General features: G+C 66.3%; 21 protein-coding genes and 1 pseudogene. 8 read left to right on the top strand and 14 right to left on the bottom strand.

What is annotated here, in order from left to right:
- Window positions 1-35 precede the first annotated feature (35 nt).
- Both D2E24_RS07990 and D2E24_RS07985 read right to left on the bottom strand, forming a co-directional pair.
- Window positions 36-419: a pilus assembly protein gene (locus D2E24_RS07990; RefSeq protein ID WP_241222924.1), complete on the bottom strand. Its 384-nt coding sequence runs from the start codon at window positions 417-419 to the stop codon at window positions 36-38.
- A gap of 5 nt (window positions 420-424) precedes the next feature.
- Window positions 425-712, bottom strand: a complete 288-nt coding sequence (locus D2E24_RS07985) for a DUF4244 domain-containing protein (protein ID WP_125968809.1) — start codon at window positions 710-712, stop codon at window positions 425-427.
- 354 nt (window positions 713-1,066) lie between these two features.
- On the opposite strand from D2E24_RS07985, the gene D2E24_RS07980 reads away from it, so the two are divergent.
- Window positions 1,067-1,519 carry a hypothetical protein gene (locus D2E24_RS07980; RefSeq protein ID WP_125968808.1) on the top strand — a complete coding sequence of 151 codons (453 nt, stop codon included), beginning with the start codon at window positions 1,067-1,069 and terminating at the stop codon, window positions 1,517-1,519.
- Between the two features lie 110 nt (window positions 1,520-1,629).
- Window positions 1,630-2,682 (top strand): colicin transporter, encoded by a 1,053-nt coding sequence (locus D2E24_RS07975; RefSeq protein ID WP_125968807.1) that lies wholly within the window; start codon window positions 1,630-1,632, stop codon window positions 2,680-2,682.
- A gap of 219 nt (window positions 2,683-2,901) precedes the next feature.
- Here the strand turns inward: D2E24_RS07975 and D2E24_RS07970 are convergent, their stop codons facing one another.
- From D2E24_RS07970 to D2E24_RS07955, 4 genes are read right to left on the bottom strand one after another with little or no spacing between them, the layout of a single operon-like run.
- Window positions 2,902-3,630 (bottom strand): hypothetical protein, encoded by a 729-nt coding sequence (locus tag D2E24_RS07970; protein WP_125968806.1) that lies wholly within the window; start codon window positions 3,628-3,630, stop codon window positions 2,902-2,904.
- A complete protein-coding gene (locus tag D2E24_RS10640) occupies window positions 3,627-4,448 on the bottom strand; it encodes a hypothetical protein (RefSeq protein ID WP_241222923.1) in 822 nt (273 codons plus the stop codon). The genes D2E24_RS07970 and D2E24_RS10640 overlap by 4 nt, the downstream gene beginning before the upstream one ends.
- A 17-nt stretch (window positions 4,449-4,465) precedes the next feature.
- On the bottom strand, window positions 4,466-5,593 hold the full coding sequence (locus D2E24_RS07960) for a TadA family conjugal transfer-associated ATPase (RefSeq protein WP_125968805.1): 1,128 nt from the start codon (window positions 5,591-5,593) through the stop codon (window positions 4,466-4,468).
- A 3-nt stretch (window positions 5,594-5,596) separates the two neighbouring features.
- Window positions 5,597-6,544: a CpaE-like family protein gene (locus D2E24_RS07955; RefSeq protein ID WP_125968804.1), complete on the bottom strand. Its 948-nt coding sequence runs from the start codon at window positions 6,542-6,544 to the stop codon at window positions 5,597-5,599.
- 682 nt (window positions 6,545-7,226) lie between these two features.
- On the opposite strand from D2E24_RS07955, the gene D2E24_RS07950 reads away from it, so the two are divergent.
- The 4 genes from D2E24_RS07950 (at window position 7,227) to upp (ending at window position 12,440) form a co-directional block, all read left to right on the top strand.
- On the top strand, window positions 7,227-9,461 hold the full coding sequence (locus tag D2E24_RS07950) for an RNA degradosome polyphosphate kinase (RefSeq protein ID WP_125968803.1): 2,235 nt from the start codon (window positions 7,227-7,229) through the stop codon (window positions 9,459-9,461).
- A 94-nt stretch (window positions 9,462-9,555) separates the two neighbouring features.
- Entirely contained in the window at window positions 9,556-10,638 is a 1,083-nt protein-coding gene (locus D2E24_RS07945; RefSeq protein WP_125968802.1) for an NUDIX hydrolase, read from the top strand.
- A 4-nt stretch (window positions 10,639-10,642) separates the two neighbouring features.
- The gene (locus D2E24_RS07940; RefSeq protein ID WP_125968829.1) at window positions 10,643-11,407 is read left to right on the top strand and encodes a hypothetical protein; all 765 of its coding nucleotides are present in this window, start codon (window positions 10,643-10,645) and stop codon (window positions 11,405-11,407) included.
- 391 nt (window positions 11,408-11,798) lie between these two features.
- A complete protein-coding gene (gene upp / locus D2E24_RS07935) occupies window positions 11,799-12,440 on the top strand; it encodes a uracil phosphoribosyltransferase (RefSeq protein WP_125968801.1) in 642 nt (213 codons plus the stop codon).
- Window positions 12,441-12,567: 127 nt separating this feature from the next.
- On the opposite strand, the gene D2E24_RS07930 is transcribed toward upp, so the two are convergent.
- Window positions 12,568-13,623, bottom strand: coding sequence for a glycerophosphodiester phosphodiesterase family protein (locus D2E24_RS07930; protein ID WP_125968800.1), 1,056 nt, complete (start codon window positions 13,621-13,623; stop codon window positions 12,568-12,570).
- A 233-nt stretch (window positions 13,624-13,856) separates the two neighbouring features.
- Here D2E24_RS07930 and D2E24_RS07925 point away from each other — a divergent pair, with 233 nt between their 5' ends.
- Window positions 13,857-14,996: a LacI family DNA-binding transcriptional regulator gene (locus D2E24_RS07925; protein WP_125968799.1), complete on the top strand. Its 1,140-nt coding sequence runs from the start codon at window positions 13,857-13,859 to the stop codon at window positions 14,994-14,996.
- Window positions 14,997-15,008: 12 nt separating this feature from the next.
- Here D2E24_RS07925 and D2E24_RS07920 read toward each other — a convergent pair whose 3' ends face one another.
- The 7 genes and pseudogenes from D2E24_RS07920 to dnaK form a co-directional block, all read right to left on the bottom strand.
- Complete coding sequence (locus tag D2E24_RS07920) at window positions 15,009-16,694, bottom strand: ABC1 kinase family protein (protein WP_125968798.1); 1,686 nt, start codon at window positions 16,692-16,694, stop codon at window positions 15,009-15,011.
- A gap of 37 nt (window positions 16,695-16,731) precedes the next feature.
- Complete coding sequence (locus D2E24_RS07915; RefSeq protein WP_125968797.1) at window positions 16,732-16,995, bottom strand: phasin family protein; 264 nt, start codon at window positions 16,993-16,995, stop codon at window positions 16,732-16,734.
- Between the two features lie 143 nt (window positions 16,996-17,138).
- Window positions 17,139-17,813 carry an HAD family hydrolase gene (locus D2E24_RS07910; protein WP_125968828.1) on the bottom strand — a complete coding sequence of 225 codons (675 nt, stop codon included), beginning with the start codon at window positions 17,811-17,813 and terminating at the stop codon, window positions 17,139-17,141.
- Window positions 17,814-18,119: 306 nt separating this feature from the next.
- Window positions 18,120-18,629, bottom strand: a pseudogene (locus D2E24_RS07905) (heat shock protein transcriptional repressor HspR); the annotation flags it as partial.
- 78 nt (window positions 18,630-18,707) lie between these two features.
- A complete protein-coding gene (locus D2E24_RS07900) occupies window positions 18,708-19,730 on the bottom strand; it encodes a DnaJ C-terminal domain-containing protein (protein ID WP_125968795.1) in 1,023 nt (340 codons plus the stop codon).
- Between the two features lie 171 nt (window positions 19,731-19,901).
- The gene (gene grpE, locus D2E24_RS07895; protein ID WP_125968794.1) at window positions 19,902-20,537 is read right to left on the bottom strand and encodes a nucleotide exchange factor GrpE; all 636 of its coding nucleotides are present in this window, start codon (window positions 20,535-20,537) and stop codon (window positions 19,902-19,904) included.
- Between the two features lie 11 nt (window positions 20,538-20,548).
- A complete protein-coding gene (gene dnaK / locus D2E24_RS07890; RefSeq protein ID WP_125968793.1) occupies window positions 20,549-22,399 on the bottom strand; it encodes a molecular chaperone DnaK in 1,851 nt (616 codons plus the stop codon).
- Between the two features lie 991 nt (window positions 22,400-23,390).
- On the opposite strand from dnaK, the gene malQ reads away from it, so the two are divergent.
- Window positions 23,391-25,634, top strand: a complete 2,244-nt coding sequence (gene malQ / locus D2E24_RS07885; protein WP_125968827.1) for a 4-alpha-glucanotransferase — start codon at window positions 23,391-23,393, stop codon at window positions 25,632-25,634.
- Window positions 25,635-25,744 lie beyond the last annotated feature (110 nt).

Genomic DNA, 25,744 nt, shown 5'->3' with positions numbered 1-25,744 from the left:
CACGGAGCCGTACGCGCAATCGGCCGGGAAAACGGTCATGGGATCACTCCTGTTGCGGTGGCGGTGATGCGGGTGGGCAGTATACCGAGCGGGTCGGGGACGACGGGACAGGTCACGATGACCGTCACCCGGTCGCCGTTCTGTGTCACGTTTGCCGACGCGTTGGCGCCGGCGATGTCCCGTGCGATCGTCTGATAGTCGGCGCCGGCGGCGGCCGTACCGTCGCCGTCTCCCCCGCCGCCGGACGCACCGACGGCCATCTCGCGTGCGATCGCGGAGGCTGCGTCATGACAGTCCAGTGACACGATCGTGGCGCGGGACAGTCCGAGCAGCAGGATGGCCACGGCCGCCACGGCGGGGAGCACTACGGCGAATTCGGCGGTGACGGCGCCTTCGTCCGCTTCGTCCGCCTGTCTCATGATGATCATCCGACGTTCAGCGCCTTCTTGACGATGTTGGTCAGCAGCGTCTTGACGGCGTCGGATTTGGTGATGGAGATGAGCAGTGCGGCGAATCCGGTGGCGGCGATGAGCACCACCGCGTATTCGGCGGTGGCGGCGCCTTCCTCGGGTTCGGCGGTGAGCGTGCGCAGGCGCGCGTCGAGGCAGCAGAGCTGACGGCGACCGCGTTCGCGCAGTTCGGCGGCGGTTTGACGGGCGTGGATGAACAGTCCGGCCTGTCCGTCGACGTTGATCGGGATGGTCTCGTTCATGATGGGTCCTTTCGTTGCGCCGGCCGGTGTAAGCCGGGTCATGCCACTATGACGGATTTGCGCGCGGGACCGGGTGAAAAACGGGGTATGTGGTCGAAAGCTCGGAGTTATCCACATCACGGCGTGTTGTTCCACATATCCATCGTCGATGCTGCACACATCCCGCATTTCACAAGCCTTGTGGATAACTCGCGTCCGGATCCATAACCGCGCAGTCGGCAAGTTTGCCGAATCCTGCGACATGCCGGTGGACGGCCGTGACGGGAGTTGTCCGGTCGAGAGAGATAGCAGCGGACGGGAAGGCCGTCCGCACCGGATGCCGCGGGATACGCGGCCGGAGGAAAGGAACAGCGCATGAAGCCGGAACCGATCGAATCCAAGGTTGAATACATGACAGTCGCCGAAGCCGACGAGCTGATAGCGAACGCCGACTGGACCGTCCCCGTCCCGGAATGGCTCACCGACGATTTCATTCCGGAACGCAACCTCTCCCTTGCCGAATGGGACAGGTGGGAGACCCGCCACATCGAACCGTACCCCGGATTCGCGCAGGCGTTCGCCAAGTGGGAGCGCGCATGGCAGGAGGTCGAACTCGCCCAGCTCAAGGCCGACGGCGTGAAGGTGTTCGAGGCCGACCCGATCCAGGTCCGTCCGAAACCCGCGGCGACGAGTGAGCCGGTCATCTCCGCTGAGCATATGATCGCCGTGGACCCGGAGATCGACATGGAGGAGATCTGGTTCGATGAGAACGAGCTGACCGACGAGGAGCTGGCATTGCTGGACGCCGCGGAGGCCGAGACCGACTGACGACGGAAGACCCCAGCGGATGACGGCCCGTGCCGCCCACGCCATCGGAACGTTCTCAAGAGGGGGGTAGCCTCGCCATTGAGTGCAGAAGGAACCAAGAAGGAACGACCATGACACAGTCCGATCAGCAGAAGAACCCCGCAGCCGGGAACGAATCCGGCACCACCACCAATAAGCGAGGCATCTCCAAGAAGACCCTCACCATCATCTCCACCGCCGCGCTCGTCGCGCTCGTCGCCGCCGGCACGGGCGGATACGCCTATCACCACCATCAGCAGTTCCAGCAGGCGCAAGCCGATTGCGCTACCAGCCGGGAGAACGCCGTGAAGGCGCAGACGGCGTGGGAGAAGCTGCTCAAGGCCGACGCGACCACCAGCGCGCTCGCCGTCACCGACAAGCAGGTCGCGGACGCGACCCTGCCGGCCACGCTCAAGACCAGCGCGGAGACGAAGGTCGACGCGACCATCGCGGAGTGCGAGGCCGATTCCGCCGACGCGTACAAGGCCATCACGGAGAGGAACGAGAAGGCCATCGCCTCCTATGAGAAGGCGGCCAAGACTCTGAGCAAGACCATCGAACAGGTCGAAGCGTCCAAGGCCGAGAAGACGTTGAACGACGCCAAGGGCGCGTTCGACAAGAAGCTCACGGAAGCCAAGAAGCTCCTGACGGACTCGGACGGCAAGGTCGCCGACAACGCGACGCGCGACGCCCTGAGCAAGACCATCGACGAAACTGGCAAGACGGACGTTGACGACGCGAAGAAGCTCACCGACGCCACGAACAAGCTGGCTCAGGCGATGAAGAAGGTCAACGACAGCATCACCGCCAAGACTCAGGCCGACGAACAGGCCGCAGCCGAAGCCGCTGCGGCGGCGCAGTCCGCCGGCAGCGGATACACCGGGACGGGCGGCGGCTACTCGCAGTCGTACAACGGGTATAGCGGGTCCGGGTATACCGGTTATCAGCAGACGGGCGGCTCCACCGGCTACTCCCAGTCGTCGGGCGGGTCGACCGGTTCCACGTTCGATTGGAAGAACTACAAGGATTCGATGGGCATGTCTGCGCGTCCGCTGTATGGAAACTCTATTACTCATGACACGGAAGGCAATTCTTGGGATGAGTATGGCAACATGTGGGACAAGGACGGCAACAAAATCAAGTAGCCGTCTCGCCACCATCAGCGATGAGAGACGGGCTTCCGCTGCCGCATGACCGACGCTCCATCCATCCCGGAATCGTCGTGTCCGACATGCGTTCCACTCCGCCTGCAGACGTAGCATCCAGCCTGTATCGCGCTCACTAAGCATCGGGTGGCCCCATCCGGTTCGATGGAGCCACCCGCAATGCACCAATTCCCCACCACAAGATGCACGGATCACCCGTCATGCAATGAACGAGACGATCGAGGGGACGATGCCGATCATGATGAACGACGGCAGGAAGCATAAGCCGGTCGGCAGCAGCAGACGCACCGACAGCTTCGCCGTCGACGTTTCGATGCGGGCGCGCTCGTCCGCGTCCATCTGCTCCATCATCGCGTTCAGGCGGGCGGAGGGCGGTACGCCCTGACGCCATGACGGTCCCAACGCATCCTGCAACGCGCGGAACAACCGGCCACCCCCGAGGTCATCACCGGCATCGGCGCAGGCCAGCGTCCACGCAGCGTCCCAGCCGACGCCGCGCAGCAGAGCGGCGGCCACCGCGCATAATCCGACGCCGATCGCCGCTTCCGGCGAATCGGGCGAGCGCCCAGACGATGGCGACGATGGCCCAGGTGACCGTCCGCGCAATCGCTCCCGCCCGGCAGTGCCGTCGCCGCAGCGCAGCAGGCACTCCCCCACCGCGTCCAGCGCGGACGGAATCGACGCGCCCTGCCGTATCGCGGCATCAAGCAGGGCGAGCACGAGCGTATCCGGCACATGGCGTTTCAGAGACGAACGGCGGTTCGCCCCTTTCCATCCACTGCCCACATTGCGTCGGCCATCCTCATGATGCGGCAGCGCGTCCATCCGTCCCGCAGCCGCGTTGCGACCGGCGGACGACAGCCACAGCCATACCGCTCCGCCAGCGCACACGGCCGCAGTCCACGCATACGTCCATGCCATCATCATCTCCCTTCGTCGTCCGCCGCCGACAGCATCGCCGCCGTCCAGGCCATGCCGGCCGCGTGGAATCCGCCGCCGAGCAGCAGACAGCCGAGTCCGGCCGGCGTGCCGAACAGGAATCCGATGGGGCGTGCGCCCATGAGTTCGCCCAGCAGCACGGTCACCGCGGGAAGCGCCGACAGCAGTCGGATCGTCGCCTGCGGTACCGCGAGCGCCTGTTCGCGCGAGTCGGCGAGCAGACGGGATCGTCGGTGGGATTGTTCGACGGCTTCGAGGCAGCGTACGGCGGGGCATCCGAGGCGTTCGCTCAGTCGGGCGGCGAGCGCGATCTGCGTGGCGGCGTCGGCGATCTGCCGGTCGGTTTCCTTGGGCAGGGCGTGCCGGGATAGCAGTTCGTAGAGGCGTTGTTCCGTCAGTGTGTTCATCGGCGGCCGTGAAGACGCGCCCTCGTGAGCGCCCGGGGGTACGTCCGACCGTTGACGGGGCTTGCCCGTATCGGGGAATGCGTCTCGTATCGTCGCGCCGCCGCGCAGTGCGGCGACTGCGGATGCGATGACCGCCATGATGCCGGTGCGATGGTCCGTGTCACCGTCGATGGCGCCTTGATATCGGCCGCGAGCACCGCCGATGCCGCTGCCGGCAGGTGCCGGGCCGTCGCGGCTGCGCGCATGCATGTCTCGTAGCCGGCGCTCGGCCGATGTCAGATTCGACGGCATGACCAGCGCCACTGCGCCCGCGGAGGCGATTGCGGCGATGACGATCACGATGAGATGCGGCGATGCGATGACCGCTGTGAGGATGTTCGCGGTGATGACTGCGATCATGGAACGCTCCTTCCGGTTCAGCCGGCGACCCATCGTGCGACGAACGGATTCCAGTGCGGCCCGTTCACGGGCGGTCCGGTGCCATCCCAACGGCTCAGCACCAGTCCGGTCAGTCCGCTGCCGCCGCCGGCGCCCCGGTTCCGGATGCCGTCGCCAGTAGCGACATCGTTGCCGACGAAGCCACCGTCAGAGCCATCGCCGCCGCCGTCCCCGTATCCCCCGTTGACGTCCAATCGTCCGATCTGTGCGATGCGCCGTCGCCCGCTACCGTCGCGCTCCAGATGGAGCACCGCGTCGAACGCATTGGCGGCGAGCATCGCGGTGGCGTCGACGGGCATGCCGGCCAGAAGTCCGAGGGCGGCGAGACGGGACGGCACGCGGGTCACGCCGTCGGCGTGCAGCGTGGTCATGCCACCGGTGTGGCCGGAATTGTAGGCGCGCAGCAGGTCGGCGATCTCTTCGCCGCGGCATTCGCCGAGGATGATCCGGTCGGGTCGCATGCGCAGCGTCGCCTTGACGAGGTCGGCAAGGCCGATCGCGCCGGCTCCTTCGACGTTCGCTTCGCGCGTCACAAGCGACACCCGGTTCGCGCCGACGGTGCCACCGCCGAAGCCGAGTTCGCGCACCTCCTCGACGGCCACGATGCGCTCCTCACGTGGACACCGCCCGAGCAGTGCTTTGAGCAGCGTGGTCTTGCCGGTGCCGGTGCCGCCGGTGATGAGGATCGTGGCGCGGCGGGCCACCAGCGCGCAGAGCAGCGGCAGCCAGACCGCGGGGAGCATGCCCGTGGCGCACAGGGTTTCGAGCCGCGGCGGTGAGCGGGCGGGGAATCGGATGGATATCGCCGCGCCTTCGGGCACCAGTGGTGCGATGACCGCGTGCACACGGATGCCGTCAGACGAGGAGGCGTCCGCGATCGGGCATGCATCGTCGAGCCGACGGCCGAGCGCGGCGCACAGCCGTACCGCGTAGTCGCGCACGATCTGCGGTGACGTGAACGGTATGGTCGGCCGGTATTCGCGCATGCCTTCGCCTGCGTCCGCCCATACGCGCCCGTCGCCGGTGACCGCCACGTCCGTGACGCGCGGGTCCTGGGCCAGCGCCTCCAATGGTCCGAACGGTATGCCGTTGCCGTATGCGTTCATGGTTCACCCGCGTTCCAGCATGGCGGTCACGCGGTCGCCGAGCGTGTCGATCGCGAGGCGGTTGCGGCGGGCGACGTGCTGTGCGCCGAGTCCGGAGAGGATGTCGGAGCAGAGTTTCGGGTCAGCGTGCATGCAGGCGTCGAATGGCTGGCCGATGTAGTCTTCGGCTTCGTCCACGCCGACCGGTCCGGATGCCTGCCGTCCCACGCCGCGTGGTTCGATGCCGACGAGGATCACGTCGGACTCGGGGTGTCGTTCCCGGATCCGTTGCAGTTGCGGTTTGGCGCGGGCCAGTCCCAGTACCGACAGTTCGGCGGCGAGGAGTCTGGGAGCCGCTTCGAGTTCGGGGATGTCGGCCAGTCCGGTGCCTCGGCCGGCGTCCACGATGACGATGCCGTTCGTCTCCGACAGCGCCCGCACGGCCGCCTGAATGCCCCACCATGGCGGTGTGGGACCGTTCCACGGATTGTGGGAGAGGACGCGCACATCGTCCCAGACGGGCAGTCCCCGGTTGAGCGCGTCGCCGTCCACCTGTCCGAGCGGCGCGTCGAGGGTGTCGAAGCGGATGCCGGGGTTCTTCTCGATGCCGAGCAGAATGTCGAGTCCGCCGCCGGTCAGGTCCGCGTCGACGAGCGTGCAGGTCAGGTCGCGTCCAGTCAGCGTGCGGGCGAGCAGTGCCGCGGTCAGGCTCAGTCCGATGCCGCCGCTCGCCGCCGTGCAGGTCAGGATGTTGCGGCCGATGACGCCGGTGCGTACGCCGTCCGGCAGGACGGTCGCATCCGGCGGTCCGGCGCGCAGCATGCCGGGACGTGAGACCGGTCCGTCCGGTCCGGCGTGGGTGATGGCCGCCGTCTGCGTTGGCCTGCCGACCGTCTGCGTTGGCGTGTAGTAGCGTCGCGGCACCACCGGAGTTGCCGGGGTCGCCGCCGTGGTTCGTTGCGTCGTATCCATGCCCCGATTGAATCGCGGCGGCGGAGTGGAACGCCAGCCGAACCGGGGTATGTGGTCGAAAGCTATGCGGTTGTCCACATCACGGCGTGTCTATCCACAACAGCAGTTTTCCGATGTGGACAACCCGTCTCCGCGCGGCGCAGGCCCTATACGTCTCCTCGCATCTCCACGCGAGCCCCCCCCACGCACGAAAAAAAAAGGGAGGCCCGCCGAAGCGGGCCTCCCCACCAAAACCTTGAGAGCAGATCGCTGCACAACATCATCGTCGTAACGGTAAGTCTTTCCAATGCCCGTTCAACGTAACAGTCCTTTGTGACCATACACTCTTTGTGGGCTCTGCTCTGTTCTGTTCTGGTATCTCATAATCTAGGCGCGACTCCCCGCCCCCGCAAGCCCCACCACCCGTTGTTCGCTTATTTGCATAACTGTTCGCTCCGTCGTCCGCATTGCACCGAAAATGACGCATCGCGACCGCTTCGAACCGGTTCGCTGTTGCCTTCTGTTCACTTGCGTTCCGCAGCCGACGCGAGTCCGGCGTGTCGTCAACCTCAGCACGCGCTCCCCGCCGCGCACGCACCGCGCACCCTGCACACCACCCCCAACACGCCCGAACGTGAACGAGCGTCGAATTATCGGACGCGCCCTCGCGTTGCGCACGTTCCAGCGCATAAAGTAGTGGGGTATGGCACAGATATTTGACGCACCTTCGAAGGCGATACTCCGCAGTCAAATCGCAGAGCACATCGCCGAAACCGACAAGAACGACCGCCGCGAGAACCTCCCCGACGAGCAGCCGCTGCCGCCGGACCGGTTCTTCGACCGCGAGCTGAGCTGGCTGAAGTTCAACCAGCGCGTGCTCGAACTCGCCGAGGATCCCGACCAGCCGCTGCTGGAACGCTCCAACTTCGCGGCGATCTTCGCCTCGAACCTCGACGAGTTCTTCATGGTCCGCGTCGCCGGCCTCAAGCGCCGCATCGACACCGGCATCGCCGTCACCGCGGCCAGCGGCCTGAGCCCCCGCCAGCAGCTGCGCGCGATCAGCGACCAGGCGCACCGTCTGCAGGACGAGCACGCCCGCTACGTCGTCGACCACATCCTGCCGGCCCTCGCCGAGGAGCACATCGTGCTGCTGGGCTGGGACAAGCTCACCGCCGCCGAGCAGGAGCGCCTGTCGCGCTACTACCGCCAGCAGGTGTTCCCGGTCCTCACACCGCTCGCCGTCGACCCGGCCCACCCGTTCCCGTACATCTCCGGCAACTCGATCAATCTCGCCGTGATCGTCGAGAACCCGAACTCCGGCAAGTCGCACTTCGCCCGCGTCAAGATCCCGGACAACCTCAACCGTCTCGTCCCCGTCTCCGACCTGACCGAGGACGAGTCCGGCAACGTGCGCTACGGCTTCATCACGATGGAGAACCTGATCATCGCCCATCTGGAATCCCTGTTCCCGGGCATGATCATCAAGGAGGCCCGCTCCTTCCGCGTCACCCGCAACGAGGACATCGACGTGGAGGAGGACGACGCCGAGAACCTGCTCAACGCGATGGAGAAGGAGCTGCTGCGCCGCCGTTTCGGACCGCCGATCCGCCTCGAGATCTCCGACGCGACCAGCCCGTTCCTCTCCCAGCTGCTCGCCGACCAGCTCGGCGTCAGCGCCGAAGAGGTGTTCCGTCTGCCCGCGCCGCTCGACATGACCGTCCTGTTCGAGCTGGGCGGCATCGACCGCCCGGACCTCAAGTACCGTCCGTTCGTGCCGACCACCAACCGTCAGATCGCCGAGGTCGAGTCGAGCCGTGCACAGGACATCTTCGCCGCGATCCGCGAGCACGACATCCTGCTGCACCACCCGTACGACTCGTTCTCCACGTCCGTGCAGGCGTTCCTCGCGCAGGCCGCGGCCGATCCGAAGGTGCTGGCCATCAAGCAGACGCTGTACCGCACTAGCTCCAACTCGCCGATCATCGACGCGCTGATCGACGCGGCGCACGCCGGCAAGCAGGTGCTGGCGCTCGTCGAGATCAAGGCGCGCTTCGACGAGGACGCGAACATCGCGTGGGCGCGCAAGCTGGAACGCGCCGGCGTGCACGTCGTGTACGGCATCGTCGGCCTCAAGACGCACTGCAAGCTCAGCCTCGTCGTGCGTCAGGAGCAGGACGGCCTCAAGCGCTACTGCCATGTGGGCACGGGCAACTACAACCCGAAGACCGCCCGCATCTACACCGATCTGGGCCTGCTGACCTGCGACCCGGTCGTCGGCCAGGACCTGACGCGCCTGTTCAACCAGCTGAGCGGCTACGCGCCCAAGTCGAGCTTCCACCGTCTGCTCGTCGCGCCGCGCACCGTGCGCCTGGGCATCATCCAGCGCATCCGCCGCGAGGAGGAGGCCGCGCGCGCCGGCAAGGAGGCGTGGATCAAGATCAAGGTCAACTCGGTCGTCGACGAGAAGACCATCGACGCGCTGTACCGCGCCAGCCAGGCCGGCGTGAAGATCGACATCGTCGAACGCGGCATCTGCGCGCTCAAGCCGGGCGTCCCCGGCCTGTCCGACAACATCCGCGTGCGTTCGATCCTCGGCCGTTTCCTCGAGCACAGCCGCATCTACGCGTTCGCCAACTCCGACGGCCCGCAGATCGGCGAAGGCCCGATGTCCGGCCCGGAGGTGTGGATCGGCTCGGCCGACCTGATGCACCGCAACCTCGACCGCCGCGTCGAGGCGCTCGTGCGCATCACCGCGCCCGAGCAGGTGCAGGAGCTGATCGACTACATCGACCTGCAGATGGCCGACACGACCGCATCATGGCACATGCAGCCGGACGGCACGTACGTGCACGTCTCGCACGCCGAGGACGGCAGCCTGCTGCCCGACAGCCAGGACGTGCTCATCAAGCGCCACACGCGCCGCAAGTCGGGCCACTGACGGCCATGACCGGGCCGCCCGCCCCGCCGACCGGCGGCGGGCGGCCCGGTCCGTCATGCCGTCGCAACCATCAGGGAGAACGAGAGGGGACATCATGAGCCATATCGTCGAAGCCGCCGGCGGCATCGTCTACCGCATCGTCGACGACGGACGCGACGGACACGGCGCGCGCGACGATCGCCGCGCCGCGCGATCCGCGGACGATCCGACCGCCCGCATCGAGGTGTGCGTCGTGCACCGGCCCAAATACGACGATTGGAGCTGGCCGAAGGGCAAGCTGGAACTCAACGAATCCCACCGCCACGCGGCGGTGCGCGAGATAGGCGAGGAGACCGGCATGACCGTCGCGCTCGGCCCCTACCTGGGCGACGTCGAATACCCGCTCGACCAGGAGGGCAGCCGCAAACGCCGTCTCAAGGACGGTGCGACGCCCATCAAGCACATCCGCTACTGGATGGCGCGGCCGATCGACCCGGTCGAGGCGGAGCAGCTCATCGACGCGTTCGGACCGATCCATCACGCCGACGTGGGCGAGATCGACGGCATCGTCTGGATGCCCGTCGCCGCCGCGCGCAAGCGGCTCACGCATTCCAGCGACCGCGACGTGCTCGCCTGGTTCGTCGACCGGCTGCGCGAGGGCGCCGCCGACGCGCAGAACGTGATGATCGTGCGCCATGCGAAGGCCGAGTCGCGCAAGACGTGGGACGGCACCGACGAGAACCGGCCGATCACGCCCAAGGGCGCGGCCGCCGCGTACGCGCTCAACCGCGAAATCGCCTGCTACAACCCGACCCGGCTCGCCACGTCGCCGTGGATGCGCTGCAAGGAGACGCTGCACGTGTTCTCCTGGCAGACGAACCGTCCGATGGCGCACCTCGACCCGCTCACCGAGGACGCGTTCGCCGAGGACGAGCGGCGCGCATGGGACTGCTTCGCCGACGAGATCGACCACGCGCTCAGTGAGGGCGAGACCGTCGCCGTGTGCATGCACCGGCCGGTCATCGGCGGAATGTTCGCGCACCTGCGCAAGCTGTGCGCGGCCAAGTCGCTCGCCAAGCGTCTCGTCGCGAAATCGCCGTACATGCCCACCGGCACTGCGGTAGCCTTGTTCGTCGTGGCCACCGACCAGGGGCCGCGCATCATCGACGTCCAGAAAGTTGCCCCGATTGTCTACTAACGCCCTGCACTACGGCTCCGGTTCGATCATCTCCGGCCGCGCCAACGGCTTCACCCACACCGGTTCGCCCCGACCATCGCGTCCCGGCCAGCTCAGCCCCGGCGTCGTCGACGGCATCGCCGGCGGCACCGACCCGAGCGTCGTCAACGAGATCGCGCACGAGACGGCGGCCGCGCTGCTCGACCGCGTGCATCATCAGGCCGACCCGGAGGTCGTCGCGCGCGTGCTCACGCTCGTCGAACACGAGGGCGTGGACGTGGTCGCCGAACTGTGGAGCAAGGCCGAACCGGACACGCTGCCGGGCATCCTGTGGCGGCTGTACATGCTGCGTTCGTGGATGCGCCGGCATGATGCGTCGATCGCGCGACTGTGGCGCATCGGCGAGCCGGTCGCGACCAGCGCGTCCGCGATCGCCGGCGTCGACGCGACGCCCGACGAGGACGACATCGCCCGCACCGCCGACTCGATCCTCGCCGGCGCGTTCACCGGCGATTTCGCCGTCGCGCTCGACCGCGCCGCCGCGTTCACCGACGTCGTCGCGCTGGGCATGCGGCTCGACGCACGTCATCTGACCACCGACCTGCCGACCGACGGCGCACACGACGGCGATGCGCACGGCGGAGACGGCGGAGCCGACGACCGCGGCGTCGACGCGACCGCCCGCCGCGAGCAGGCCGCCCGACTGCTGCACACGGCCGGCAACCTGTTCGCCACCGCCAAGGTGTTCCGCCGCGGCGCCCACCTGTGGCGCGCCGGCACGCTCGAATAGGCGTCGAACCGCGCAAGACTTCACAACGGACGCGCAATCGGCACGTCCGCGTGACGGTTATGAAGTTTCGACCGCTCGTATCTTCGCAATGGACACGCAGGCATCGTGATTGCGTGTCCGTTGCGAAGGGAAACGTGCGGATGTTCGTGTCGCTCCCCACGCCCGCTCGCCCCGTGCCGTGTCGCGGGACGGGTGGCATGTACAATGGGGGTCGCGTCGGGCCGTGCATAGCCCCGGGCTCCATTTTTTGCCGCTGCGAGCGGCCTTTGCGCCGACAGGCGCTTTCACGGTCCGGCGCCTTTCTTACTGTCATGATTCCCATCCGATTCCGCCCACAGCGCGATGCGCCTGCGGGGCGCGGCCCGCGCCGATTCACGGTACGCTAGAGGCTATGGAACTTCATGTTTTGGATCACCCGCTGGTCGCGCACAAGCTGACCGTCCTGCGCGACAAGAACACCTCGTCCGCCACCTTCCGTGAGCTCGTCTCCGAGCTCGTCATGCTCGAAGCCTATGAGGCCACCCGCGAGCTCGACGTCGTCGACAAGCCGATCGAGACCCCGGTCGCCCCGATGGTCGGCAAGCACATCGCCGAACCCCGTCCCATCATCGTGCCCGTCCTGCGCGCCGGCCTTGGCATGCTCGACGGCATGACCAAGATGATCCCGTCCGCCGAAGTCGGCTTCCTCGGCATGAAGCGCGACGAGGAGCATCCGACCCAGCAGATCACCTACGCGAACCGTCTGCCCGACGACCTGACCGGCCGTCAGTGCTTCCTGATCGACCCGATGCTGGCGACCGGCGGCACGCTCGTCGCCGCGACCCACTATCTGGCCGAGCGCGGCGCCAAGGACGTCACCGCCGTGTGCATCCTCGCCGCCCCGGAAGGCATCGAATTCGTCAAGGAGCACGTCGACCCGTCCATCGACTTCAAGGTCGTGGTGTGCGCGGTCGACGAGAAGCTCAACGAGAAGTGCTACATCGTGCCGGGTCTGGGCGACGCCGGCGACCGTCTGTACGGCGTCATCGACTGACGTCATACACCCGATACGGCCGGCTCGCGCAGCCGGTCGGCATGACATGAGGGGGCCCGCAGCGACGTCATCGTCGTTGCGGGCCTCCTCATATTCATCGGGCGGCATCCTCCGACCGGACTGCGGATCAGAAGCGCGGCGGGACGAACGCCTCGAAGATGTGGCGGTCGAAGAAGTCGTCGCACTGGGCGAATTCGTCGGTGCTGCGCACGGTCCACGAGACGGCGGTCGCGCCCATCGCGCGGGCGGCACGCACCTGCGGCAGATGGCCGCCGGTCCAGTCGTACGCGACGAAATCCGGCCTCGACAGCCAGTCGAACACGAGGAAGCCGGCGAGCCATTCCTTCCAGCCGTCCTCGTCGATCCTCGCCGGCCACGACAGCTGTCCGCGGCACACCTCCGGACGGTGCACCTTGTACCAGTTCATCGCGCCCGGATGGAACGATTCGACCACGTACGGGCCGTCGTACGCCTCGAGCAGCGCGTCGCCCTTCTCCATCAGCTCGTCGTTGCGCGGCGACCAGACGGCGTTGTCGTCGAACTTGTATTCGACGATCAGCGGCACACGGCCGGCGACGACGCGCAGCACGTCGGAGAACAGCGGGACATGCTGGTAGGCGACCTCGACGCCGCCGACGCGCAGCTCCTTCGCCTTGCTGCCGGCGTGGTCGGTCGCGCCGTCGCCGTTCGCCGGCTCGACCTGCTCTGCACCGGGACGGCAGCCGGGGAACAGCGGGATGCGGGTCAGCTCGTCGTACGTCAGTTCGTCGATGCGACGCGGGTCGCCGGCGACGCGCAGCAGGTCGGAATCGTGCACGACGACGACCTGGCCGTCGGCGGTCAGCTGGATGTCCAGTTCGATGCCGTAGCCGGCCTCGCAGGCCGCGGCGAACGACGCAAGCGAGTTCTCCGGCGCGATGGGCGCGTCGATCAGCGGGTCGCCGTAGCCGGCCTTCATCGCCATGCGGCGGGCGAGCGCCACGTAGTCGCCGCTTTCGGCCGCGTACTGGGGGCTGAGGCCGGAGCCGGCGTCGTGCAGGCCGCGGTGCGCGTACCACACGTCGGGCACGGACGGCACGTAGTGGTCGAGACGGTCGGTGAATGCGCGCGGCTTGACGGCCCACGCGGCCGCGCCGGCGGCCACGGCGCCGCCGATGATGAGGTTGCGCAAACGTGCTGACATGCGTTGCTCCTTGCGATCGGATCGGACGATACTGACGTTCGTCTCCGAGCCTAGTCCTTCCCGTCGCCGCCGTGCGCGTCCCGCCCACGATGCGCGGCCGCCGGTCCAGCGCGGCCGCCGGTTTTCGCGCGGGACGGTTGCGCCGGCTGGGGTTTCCCGTACCGGGTAAAATTTTCACCGCATACGTCATTGCGTGCGTCATCGCATACGTCCGCCGCGCGAAGGAGAGTCCCATGACCGACGACCGCCCGCTCTACGTCAACCGTCAGCCGGACCGTCAGCAGGACCGACGGACGGACCGTCAATCGGACCGCCGTGCGCCCCGCGACGCCGACCGCGAACCGTTCCGGCAAGCCGGTCGCGGCACGACGCTCGCCGAGGTCGCCGCCGAGGCCGGCGTCTCCCTCGCGACCGCGTCGAAGGCGTTGAACGGCCAGCCGCGCGTCAGCGAGGAGACGCGCCGCCGCGTCCTCAACGCGGCGCGCATGCTCGGCTATGCGACGTCGTCGTCGGCCGTGCCCGCGCCGGTGCGCGTCGAGGAACGCTCCCATCTGATCGGCCTGCTGCTCGACGCGACGCCCGAACGCCCGCATGCGGCGGCCGTCCTGGGCGCGGAGGCGGAGCTGTCGGCGGCGGGGAACGCGGTCATCGTGCGCAATGCGCGCGGCGACGCCCAGCTGGAACGCGACGCGCTCGACCTGTTCGCCGACCATCATGTCGACGGCGTGCTGGTGGTCGGCGGCGACGGCGAGACGCGACGGTCGCTGCGCGGCGACGCCGACATGATGCCGGTCGTCTACGCGATGTCGGCAAGCCGGTATGCGAACGACTGCTCCGTCGTGCGCGACGAGGCGGCGGTCGGCGAGACTGCCGCACGGCATCTGATCTCCTGCGGGCGACGCCGCATCGCGATCATCGGCGGCGACGAGGCGTCACCCGTCATGCGGCGCCGGCTGAACGGCACGCTGGACGCGCTGCGCGCCGCCGGATTGGAGCCGGCGGGCGAGATCCGACGCAACGTCGGATCGGAGGCGTGGGGTCGGGCCGCGACACGGCTACTCATCGACCAGGGCGTCGATTTCGATGCGATCCTGTGCCAGGACGACCGCATCGCGCGCGGCTGTCTGAGCGTGCTGCGGCAGGCGGGGTGGAGCGTGCCGCAGTCGGTCGCGGTCATCGGATTGGGCGATGCGCCCGAACCGTTCGCACGCGAGTCGACGCCGCCGCTGACGACCGTCACCGACCCGTCGGAGCGCATCGGCCGTCTCGCCGCACGCCGGCTGCTCGACGCGATCGACGGGCGCGCGCATACCGGCGTCGAGACGGTCGCCTGCCGTCTCGCGCAACGCGAGTCGACGCTGCCGCTCGACTGACGGACGACTCCCCTACCGCCGGCGGCCGCCGCCTTTGCGGCCCTTGAAGTAGATGTCGAACACGATCCACGCGGACAGTACGAACGCGACCACGTAGCCCATGAAGCCGACCACCGGGATGCCGAACACGATCGGCTTCATGCCGGCGAAATACACGATCGACGAGCCGACGAACAGGCCCACCACGATCAGCGCCATCGTCAGACGGTTCACCATGTCCGACAGCATGCGCATCGGCTCTTCCGCGCCGACCAGCTCCAGGTTCATGCGCAGCTGCCCGCGGGTGAGCATGCGCGCCGCGACCTTCGCCTCGCCGGCCGCGCCCAGCAGGCCGTGCAGCGCGGCGTGCCCTTCGACGCCCAGCGACGTCAGCTCGTCCTTGACGGCCCGGTCGATGCTTTTGCTCGTCGCGATGTGCTTCGAGATGATGTCGATCATGTTCACGTCGGGGATGAACTCGTCGAGCAGGCCCTCCAGCGTGACCAGCGCGCGCCCCACCGTCGTGACCGTGCTCGGCACTTCGATGCCGTGCCGCTGCGCCAGCTGGGTGAGCGCCGTCATGAACGCGGCGATGTCGAGTTCCGCCAAATCGACCGTGCCGTATTCGGCGATGATCGTGTCCAGGTCGGCCAGCAGCGCCGGATAGTCCGCCGGGTCGGCGTCGGCGCCCGCGAAGCGCAGCAGACCGTCCGCCAATGACGGCGAATCGCGTTCGGCGACGGCGAAGATCATCTGTCGCAGCACCGCGCGCGTCTTCGCGTTGAGCCGGCCGGTCATGCCCAGGTCGATGAGCACGATCTGCCCGCCGGCGATGATGATGTTGCCCGGATGCGGGTCGGCGTGGAAGAAGCCGTCGTCGAGCACCTGCGTCGCGTAGTTGTCGACGAGCTTCGTGCCGATGTCCTTCAGGTCGTAGCCGGCGGCGACGAGCCGTTCCGGATGCGACACGGAGATGCCTTCGACGTAGTCCATGACGACCACGTGCTCGGTGCACAGGTCCATGTACGGCTTGGGACAGTCCATGTACCGGTACGGTTCGCAGAAGCGTTTGAATTCGGCCAGGTTGCGCGCTTCGATCAGGAAGTCCGTCTCCGATTCGAACGTGTCCCACAGTTCCTCGACCACGCCGCCCAGATCCACGACCTGCGCGCTGGGCACGAACTGGGTCGCCGCCTTCGCGATCGAACGCATGATGGACACGTCCTGCGCCATGACGTCGCGCACGCCCGGCCGCTGCACCTTGACGGCGACGTCCTCGCCGGTGACGAGCGTGGCGCGGTGCACCTGCGCGAGCGACGCCGAACCGAGCGGCGTCGGATCGATATGCGCGAAGATCTCGTCGACCGGCCGCCCGTATTCGTGTTCCAGCGTATCCACGACGGTGCGGTACGGCATCGGGTCGGCGTCGGCGCGCAGCTTCGCCAACTCGTCGCAGAACGACGGCGGCAGAATCTCCGAACGCATCGACAGAATCTGCCCGACCTTGACGAACGTGGGGCCGAGCGCCTCCATCATCAGACGCATCTTGACGGGCGTGAGCCCATGCACGACGTCGAACTGCTTGGCGATGCGCGCGATCTGCCCGAGGCGTTTGATCTTGCCGCGTCGGGTCAGATGGTAGCGCGCCGAGAAGGCATCACGACGCGGACCGAACAGGTCGAGGGTCTCCCCTGTCTCCTGTCCGGTCCGCGCGGTCATGCCGGTGGTTCCGTTCAACGGATGCCCCGATTCGGGGTCAGGCCTCGTCGGCCGGGGCCGCCGGAGCAGCCGGGGCAGCTGGCTCGGCCGGGGTTTCGGCCGTCTTGCCGGTCTCCTCCTTGACTTCGGCGACCTTGCGCTTGAGCTCAGTGTTGAGGGCCTTGCCCTGCTCGACCGTCAGTTCGCCCTTCTTGACGAGATCGTCGACGATCTCCTGTCCCTTCTCCACCGTCGTCGCGAGCGCCCCGATGCCGGCAAGGAACACCTTGCGGATGCCGTCGCCCAGATCGAAATCAGCCATGATTTGCCTCCTTAGCTTGGATGGACCTCTCCAGCCTACCTCACCACACCCCGATGCGCGCGGCAATCATCCGCACTGATGACTCCCGTCGTCGCCCTCGCGGCCGCGGCGTACCGGCGGTCGCGAGGGCGACGCGGTCGCGGTCACGCGCCGACGCGGCTGCGGACGAACGCGTCGAGCGTGGCGGCGGTCACGCCGTCGTACGACGAGATCGACGCGAACTGGGGGCCGTCGGACGTGTCGGTCTGGATGTAGCCGGTCTGCGCGATCGTGGTCGCGCCGGACGCGGCGGCGGACTTGAGGCCGCTCATCGAATCCTCCATGGCCGCGCAGTACCGCATGTCCTCGGGGGCGATGCCGAGCAGTCGGGCGGCGGCCAGGTACGGTTCGGGCGACGGCTTCTTCTCGACGTCGTCGTCGCCGCAGATGAATCCGGCGAACGCGCCGGCGGGTGCCTGGTCGATCAGGCCCTGCGCGAGGTGGCGCGGCGACGTGGTGACGAGTACGGACGGGATGCCGGCGGCGACGAGCGATTCGAGCACGTCGGTCACGCCGTCGATCCACGGCATGTGGGCGGCTTCGGCGCGCGCCACGTAGTCGATCATGCCGCGGCCGATCTCCTCGACCGACAGCTGGCAGCCGTGGTCGACCATGCGCTGGGCGACCTGCGGGACGGGCGTGCCGGAGCCGGCCCACGCGAGCTCCTGATCCCAGTAGCCGCCGTTCGCCTTCGCGATCTCCATTTCGCCGGCGTGCCAGTAGGGTTCGGAGTCGATCAGCGTGCCGTCCATATCCCAGAACACGGCCTTGAGCATCATGGTGATCCGCCTTTCCTCGGGCCGCTGTGCGGCCGCGTGCATATCCGGTTCCATCTCAGCAGAGATTGCGGACGAGCGCACGCCGGCGCGGGAGGGCGGCGATCGGTTCGCCGACCGTGCGTCGGTCGGTCGCCGGTCAGTCGTCGGTCAGTCGCCGACGACTACGATCTGCGCGGGGATGAAGTCGTCGCCGAAGTCATCGCCGAAATCGTCGCCGAGGGCACCGTCGAACCGCACGTCGTGCGTGCGTCCGGCCGGGCCGGCACCCGAGCCGATGCCCGCGCCGACGCCCGCCCCGCCGAATTCCTCGCGCGCCGCGGTGAGCTGCAGCGGCTTGGCGCTGCCGCGACGCCAGATGCGATAGTATTTCGCCTTCGACTGGAGCACTTCGACAACTTCGCCGTCCGCGCTCGCCTCGAACACGCTGTCGCCTTCGAGACGGCGGCGCAGGTGGCGGTTCTGCCGGCGCAGCTGACGGTTCTCCTCCTGCAGCGACAGGATGCGTTCGATGCCGGCGAGGTTGATGCCCTCCTCCTGGCTGAGCCGCTGCGCCTGCGCGAGCCGGTCGATGTCGCGCAGCGTGTAGCGGCGCGCGCCGCCTTCGGTGCGCCGCGGCACCACCAGGCCGAGCCGGTCGTACTGCCGCAGCGTCTGCGCGTGCACGCCCGCGAGTTCGGCGGCCTGCCCGACCGAGAACACGGGCATCTCGACGTTCAGTCCGAGCGAATCGACCGCGTCCAGATCGGCCTTGCCGGATACGAGCGCGGCCGCGCATGCCGCGTACGCGCGCTTCACTTCCTGAGCGATCCTGGCCATGATCGTCGCCTACCGTTCCTTGTCGTTCCTACCCGTTGCTGTCGTTGCCGCCGTCCGGCGTCCGGCGTCCGGCGTCCGTCAGCGTCCGGCCGCGACGCCGGCCGCGTACTCGTCGCCGGCCTTCGCGTCGAACTCCTTGGCGGCGTGCCTGAGGCCCAGTCCCGGCTTGGCGGGCACGCGGATCTGCACGCGGCCGACGAGGTCGCCGGGCGTATTGCCCTGCTTCACGCCGCGTCCGGAGACGCGCACCTCGGTGCCGCTGGACGAGCCGGCGGGCACCTTGAACGTGACGGTCTCGCCGTCCACGTCCGTCGCTTCGACCTTCGCGCCGCCCACGGCCTCGCCCACGGTGACGGGCAGGTCCATGAGGATGTCGGTGCCGCGCATCGTGAACTTCGGGTCGTCGGCCACGCTGACGGTCAGGTACAGGTCGCCGGCCTTGCCGCCGTTGCGACCCGGCTTGCCCTTGCCGCCGAGGCGGATCTTCTGGCCGTCCTTGACGCCGGCGGGGATGTGCGTCTTGAACTTCTTCCCGTCGGCGCTCAGCGACACGGTCGCGCCCTTGACGGCCTGGCGGAACGTCAGGTTGATCTTCGAGTTGCGGTCCTCGCCGTCCTCCGGCTGCGGCGCCGACTGCCGGCCCGCGTACGGGTCGCCGGTCGCGTAGCCGCCGCCGAACGGCGCTCCGCCGCCCATGCCGCCGGCCCCACCGCCGAACATCGAGAAGATGTCGTTGATGTTGGTCGGCCCGCCGTTCGTGCCGAAGCGCACGTTGCCGCCGTTGCCGCCGAACATCGAGCCGAAGATGTCGGAGAATCCGGATGCGTCGAAGCCGCCGCCGGAGCCGCCGGCGAAGCGCGCGCCGCCCATGCCGAACTGGCGGATCGCGTCGTACTTCTGACGGCTGTCCTTGCTGCTGAGCACGTCGTACGCCTCGGAGATGTCCTTGAACTTCTCCTCGGCCTCCTTGGTCTGGTTGAGGTCGGGATGGTATTGGCGGGCCAGCTTGCGGTACGCCTTGTTGATGTCGGCTTCGCTGGCGTCCTTGGAGACACCGAGGATCTTGTAGAAGTCCTTGCTCAGCCACTCGTTTTCAGCCATCCATGTCTCCTTTCACGTGTTGTGTTGCGAATGCGGCGCGGTTCCCCCGATGCTCGCCGCATGATGGTTGCGTTCGGCGGATGCCGCCGCCGATGACGGCCGCGCGGGACGGCGGCGGACATGCCGTGGCACGTCCGCCGCCGTCCCGCGCGGATTGCAATGACGGATGCGTCAGGCCTGCGGGGATGCGACGACCACGCGGGCGGCGCGGATCACGCGCTCGCCGATGCGGTAGCCGGCCTCCACGACGGTGTCGACGGTCTCCTTCTCGGCGGAGGCGTCCGGCTTGTGCAGGATCGCCTCGTGGCGGGTGGGGTCGAACTCCTCGCCCTGCTCGCCGAACTTCTCGACGCCGAACTTCTCGAAGGCCTTGTCGATCTTGGCGGCGACGGCCTTGAAGGAGTCGTCCATCTCGCTGTGCTGGCGGATGCGGTCGATGTCGTCGAGGGCGGGCAGCAGCGCGCTGAGCACGTCGATGATGCCGTGCTGGCGGAAGCGCTCCTGCTCCTTCTGCGCGCGGTTGCGGTAGTTGATGAACTCCGCACGCTCGCGCTGCAGCGCCTCGAGGTATTCGGCGGCCTCCTGCTTCGCCTTGCCCAGCGGGGTCAGCGTGTCCTCGGCGGACTCGCCGTCGGCGGACTCGGCGGATTCGCCGGTTTCGGCGGGCTCGCCGGCGGCGGCCGCGCTCTCATCGGCGGACGGGGCGTCGGCGGAGGCGGCGTCGGGGCCGGCCTGCCCGGCGGCGGCCGTCAGGTCGTCGGCATCGGGCAGGTCGTTCAGGTAATCGTCCTTGTTGAACTCGGCCATGGGGGCGTCCCTTACTTGTTGTCGTCGTCCACGACTTCGGCGTCGACCACGTCGTCGTCGGGGCCGTTGTTCGCGGCGCCGTTGTCGGCGGCGGACGCGTCGGCGGCCTGCTGCGCGTACAGGGCCTCGCCGATCTTCTGGGCGGCGGTCATCAGCTCGGTCTGCGCGGTCTTGATGGCCTCGATGTCCTCGCCCTTCAGGGCTTCCTTGAGGGCTTCGACCTTGCCGGTGACCTCGGTCGCGATCTCGTCGGAGATCTTGTCCTTGTTGTCGTTGACGAGCTTCTCGGTCTGGTAGGCGAAGGCTTCGGCCTGGTTGCGGGTCTCGGCCTCCTCCTTGCGCTTCTTGTCCTCGGCCTCGTGGGCCTCGGCCTCCTTGACCATGCGGTCGATCTCGTCCTTCGGCAGGCCGGAGCCGCCGGTGATGGTCATCGACTGCTCCTTGCCGGTACCCTTGTCCTTGGCGGACACGTGCACGATGCCGTTGGCGTCGATGTCGAAGGTGACCTCGATCTGCGGGACGCCGCGCGGCGCCGGGGCGATGCCGGTCAGCTCGAAGGTGCCCAGCGGCTTGTTGTCGCGGGCGAACTCGCGCTCGCCCTGGTAGACCTGGATGAGCACGGACGGCTGGTTGTCCTCGGCGGTGGAGAACACCTCGGAACGCTTGGTCGGGATGGCGGTGTTGCGCTCGATGAGCTTGGTCATGATGCCGCCCTTGGTCTCGATGCCCAGCGACAGCGGGGTCACGTCGATCAGCAGGACGTCCTTGCGGTCGCCCTTGATGACGCCGGACTGCACGGCGGCGCCGACGGCGACGACCTCATCCGGGTTGACGGACTGGTTCGGCTCCTTGCCGCCGGTCAGCTCCTTGGCGAGCTCCTTGACGGCCGGCATACGGGTCGAGCCGCCGACCAGGACGACGTGGTCGATTTCGCCGACGGAGATGTTCGCGTCGCGCAGCACGTTGTTGAACGGGGTGCGGCAGCGGCCCAGCAGGTCGGAGGTCATCTCCTCGAAGCGGGCGCGGGTCAGCGTCTCGTCGAGGTGGACCGGGGTGCCGTCCGGGGTCATGGCCAGGTACTGCATGTTAATCGAGGTGGACATGGAGGAGCTCAGCTCCTTCTTGGCCTGCTCGGCGGCCTCCTTGAGGCGCTGCAGGGCGATCTTGTCCTTGGACAGGTCGACGCCGTACTTGTTGCGGACCTCGCCGACGAGCCAGTCGATGATCTTCTGGTCCCAGTCGTCGCCGCCCAGGCGGTTGTCGCCGTTGGTGGCCTTCACCTGGATGGTGGAGAAGCCGTCCTCGTCCTTGCCGATCTCCAGCAGGGAGACGTCGAAGGTGCCGCCGCCCAGATCGAAGACGAGGATGCGCTCGTCCTCCTTGCCCTTCTCCAGGCCGTAGGCGAGCGCCGCGGCGGTCGGCTCGTTGATGATGCGCAGGACGTTGAGGCCGGCGATGGTGCCCGCGTCCTTGGTGGCCTGGCGCTGGGCGTCGTTGAAGTAGGCCGGGCAGGTGATGACCGCGTCGGTGACCGGCTCGCCCAGGTAGGCTTCGGCGTCGCGCTTGAGCTTCATGAGGACCTGCGCGGAGATCTCCTGCGGGGTCCACTTCTTGCCGTCGATGTCGACGGTCCAGTCGGTGCCCATGTGGCGCTTGACGGAGGAGATGGTGCGGTCGACGTTGGTGACGGCCTGGCGCTTGGCGACCTCGCCGACCAGGATCTCGCCGGACTTGCTGAAGGCGACCACGGACGGGGTGGTGCGCATGCCCTCGGCGTTCACGATGACGGTGGGCTCGCCGCCTTCCAGCGTGGCGATGCAGGAATTGGTGGTACCCAGATCAATACCGACTGCGCGTCCCATAGTGTTGCTCCTTTGGTTGAGTTATGCGCTTTCGTTCTTCGCCCAAGCTCTTGGACCGCTCTCGGGCTTTCCAAAACTTGAGCCTACACCACTCAACTTTCGTTTGCAACTTTCTATTCCCGATTCTCCGAACTTTTTTCGGGACGGATTGCGGCACCCCTTCCCCGCCTCAGCCCTCCGCATCCCCGTCATCCGCGTCGCAATCCGCACAGGATCCGGGGTTCATTAACGGATTACGACGCAACCAGGCCGGCTTGCGTCGCAATCCGCACATCATCCCGCCATCCCATACGAATCCCGACGCAACCGCCTCTCCCGGCGTCGCAATCCGTATGGGGATTCCCGGAAACGAACGAATCCCGACGCAACACGGTCCGGTTGCGTCGGGATTCACATGAATGACGGCAGTCACTGACTCGGCAGTCGCACAGCAAGATCTCCTCGGCCGCACCGACCAACGCGTCCAAGCCCGCCGAGACATGAAACTTGTCGGTATCGACTCACTCATCATAAACAACAACCCGATGACATCCAACACGCCACCACACGGGTATGGCAACGATTGGAATCGACGAAACCGACTTCAGGGACCCGAATGCGTCATGGCCGACGCCGGGTCGATCCCATCGCCGCAGTATGGAAACAGACACCTGTACACACTCCGAGAACTCGGACTATCAAAAGCAACAAGTTGGATAGTCTTCAGCTATTGCAAACGATAGAAGCAGTCTCCCCAGAATAACCAGAATAAGACCGTTTAACTCACCAAAGTCAATGTTTTATCGTTTTGCAAACGATGTCAATATGAGGTATAGTAACCATGAGCGGAGCCGCTCTTAGGTATGCCCCGAATTACTTCGGCCCGATGGCGGGCCATACCCGAGGGACACGGCCAACAGAGAAAGCACCAGCAGACGGACGCAGGTCACCACTCAGCAACACCACAATCCGAATGAATTCCGCCAAGGAAATGACAGAGGAGGAGGAACAGATGACGCCACTCGATGCCACCCCATGCCCCATCAACACATCAATCGATGGGGCCGAGCGCTACGAAAGTCCCGAAAGGCTCTCCCGACCGCTCATCCAGCTAGCCAAAATCAATGGGGTAGCCACATCATACATAGACCAGCTTGGTACATATGTTGAAATCTCCGACGACGTACTCATCAACGTGCTCGAAGCACTGGGAGTCGAGGCCAACACACCTACAGCAATCGAACAGTCGCTTGCCCAAACAACCGCAACCGACTCATCAGATGCAATCGGGGCGAAGCCATCCGCCCGCATCCTGCCCTCATCGACCCTCACCGCCACAGTTGGAGAACCCGCAACAGTCAGACTGAACCATATCGACTCAGCGGCCCCGCTCCAGATAACAATCATGCTGGAAGATGGCACTACTCATTGCCGCGAAGAAATCCACCGGGGAAACAGTCACGACCTGTCGGCATACTCTTTCTCACTGCCCGACAATCTGCCAATCGGATACCACACGCTACACGTAGCCAACGGAGACCACGACGACCAAGCGACTCTGATGGTCGCCCCCGCCTGTATCCCTTTGCCTCAAGCCGTAGCGGAACGCCCGCGTTGGGGGTGGATGGCTCAACTCTATTCAATCCGGTCTCATGATTCGTGGGGCGTAGGGGACTACGGGGATCTGACTGAACTCCTTGCTGCGGCAGCAGCGAAAACCGATGCCGATTTCATGCTTATCAACCCAGTTCATGCCGGAGCTCCCGTTCCGCCGCTCGAGCCGTCGCCGTATCTGCCTGAGTCACGACGATTCTTCAACGTAACGTACATCCGGCCACAGAATATCCCCGAATATGCTGAGCTATCATCCGACGATCGCGCACAGGTCGACGAACTACATGCATCGGTATCCGCAAACAATGACGAGCCTAATCCCATGGGTATCAATGCGGCGTGGAATGCGAAACGCCCCGCCCTGCGTCTGATTTTCGACCATCCGCGCTCTCCCGAACGAGAGGCCGAGTTCGCCCGCTTCAAGGAGCAGGCCGGCCCAGACCTTGATGCATTCGCCGCTTGGTGTCTCGCATTTGAAGTGTGGGGCGCCCCGTGGGAGCCGAATTCCTGGTTTGCGCGCACTAACCGTACCTCACCCGAGGTCGCCGACCTGATCAGAACTCACCATGACTTGTTTGAATTCAATCGCTGGCTACAGTGGATCGCCAACGAGCAACTAGGGAACGCCCAGAAAACCGCACGAGCTAATGGCATGGCCATTGGTCTCATACAGGACATGGCTGTGGGAGTACACGCGCTGGGTGCGGACGTCTGGTGGAGCCCCGAACGTTTCGCAGTCGGCTCAGTCACGGTCGGATGTCCTCCGGATTTCTATAACCAACAAGGACAGGATTGGGGACAACCACCATTCAGTCCTCGTTATCTCGAAGCAACCGGATACCGCGTATACCGAGAGATGGTGCATTCGATGTTTGAGCATGCCGGCGCAGTACGGATTGACCACGCACTCGGACTATTCCGTTTGTGGTGGATTCCGCAGGGCAAAAACGCAAAGGGCGGAGCATATGTGATGTACAACTATCACGCGATGATTGCGATTTTGTCGATTGAAGCAACTCGCGCGAACGGAATGGTAATCGGCGAGGATTTAGGAACCGTTCCACCTTTTGTCCGTCAGTTCCTGTCCGGACACGGGGTACTCGGCACCGACGTGGAATGGTTCGCGCGTATCGACGACTCCCCAAACGCAGGAGATCCTTATACTCATCCCAGCAACTACCGCCAGCTGGCGCTAGCATCTGTGACCACGCACGATCTGCCTCCGACAGCAGGCTACTTGGAATTCGAACATGTGCGACTACGAGAACGACTCCATTTGTTGACCGAACCCGTCGAACAATTTGCAAGAAGTGCGGAAGCAGAGCGGCAAGCGATGCTTGACCTGCTGGTCACCGGAGGATGGCTGACGGCCGAAGCCGCCGCTAACGTTCCAGAATATGAACAGGAAATCATCGAAGCCATGCACCGAATGCTAATCTCCACACCGAGCGTGCTGCGTCAAGCAGCCATTGTAGACGGCACTGGACAGCACGCCACAGTAAACCAACCAGGAACATCCGATCAGTATCCCAATTGGCGCGTTCCGCTAATGGATAGCAGTGGATGTCTCGTCCACACCGATGACGTATTCACCAACCCACGAGTGTTGTCCCTCGCTGCCATCATGAGCGGAAAGCAATAGACCAGAGCCGCAGCACGTCCGTTTTTCATCAGGACGAGCTGCGGCCGTTTTCAAATATAAAACCCGGCTCAATCACCATGCCAGACTCCGCCCGCCTCACAGAACCCCAT

This window comes from Bifidobacterium samirii, from assembly GCF_003952945.1.
GTDB lineage: Bacteria > Actinomycetota > Actinomycetes > Actinomycetales > Bifidobacteriaceae > Bifidobacterium > Bifidobacterium samirii.
This window is presented reverse-complemented; position numbering and strand designations above follow the sequence as displayed.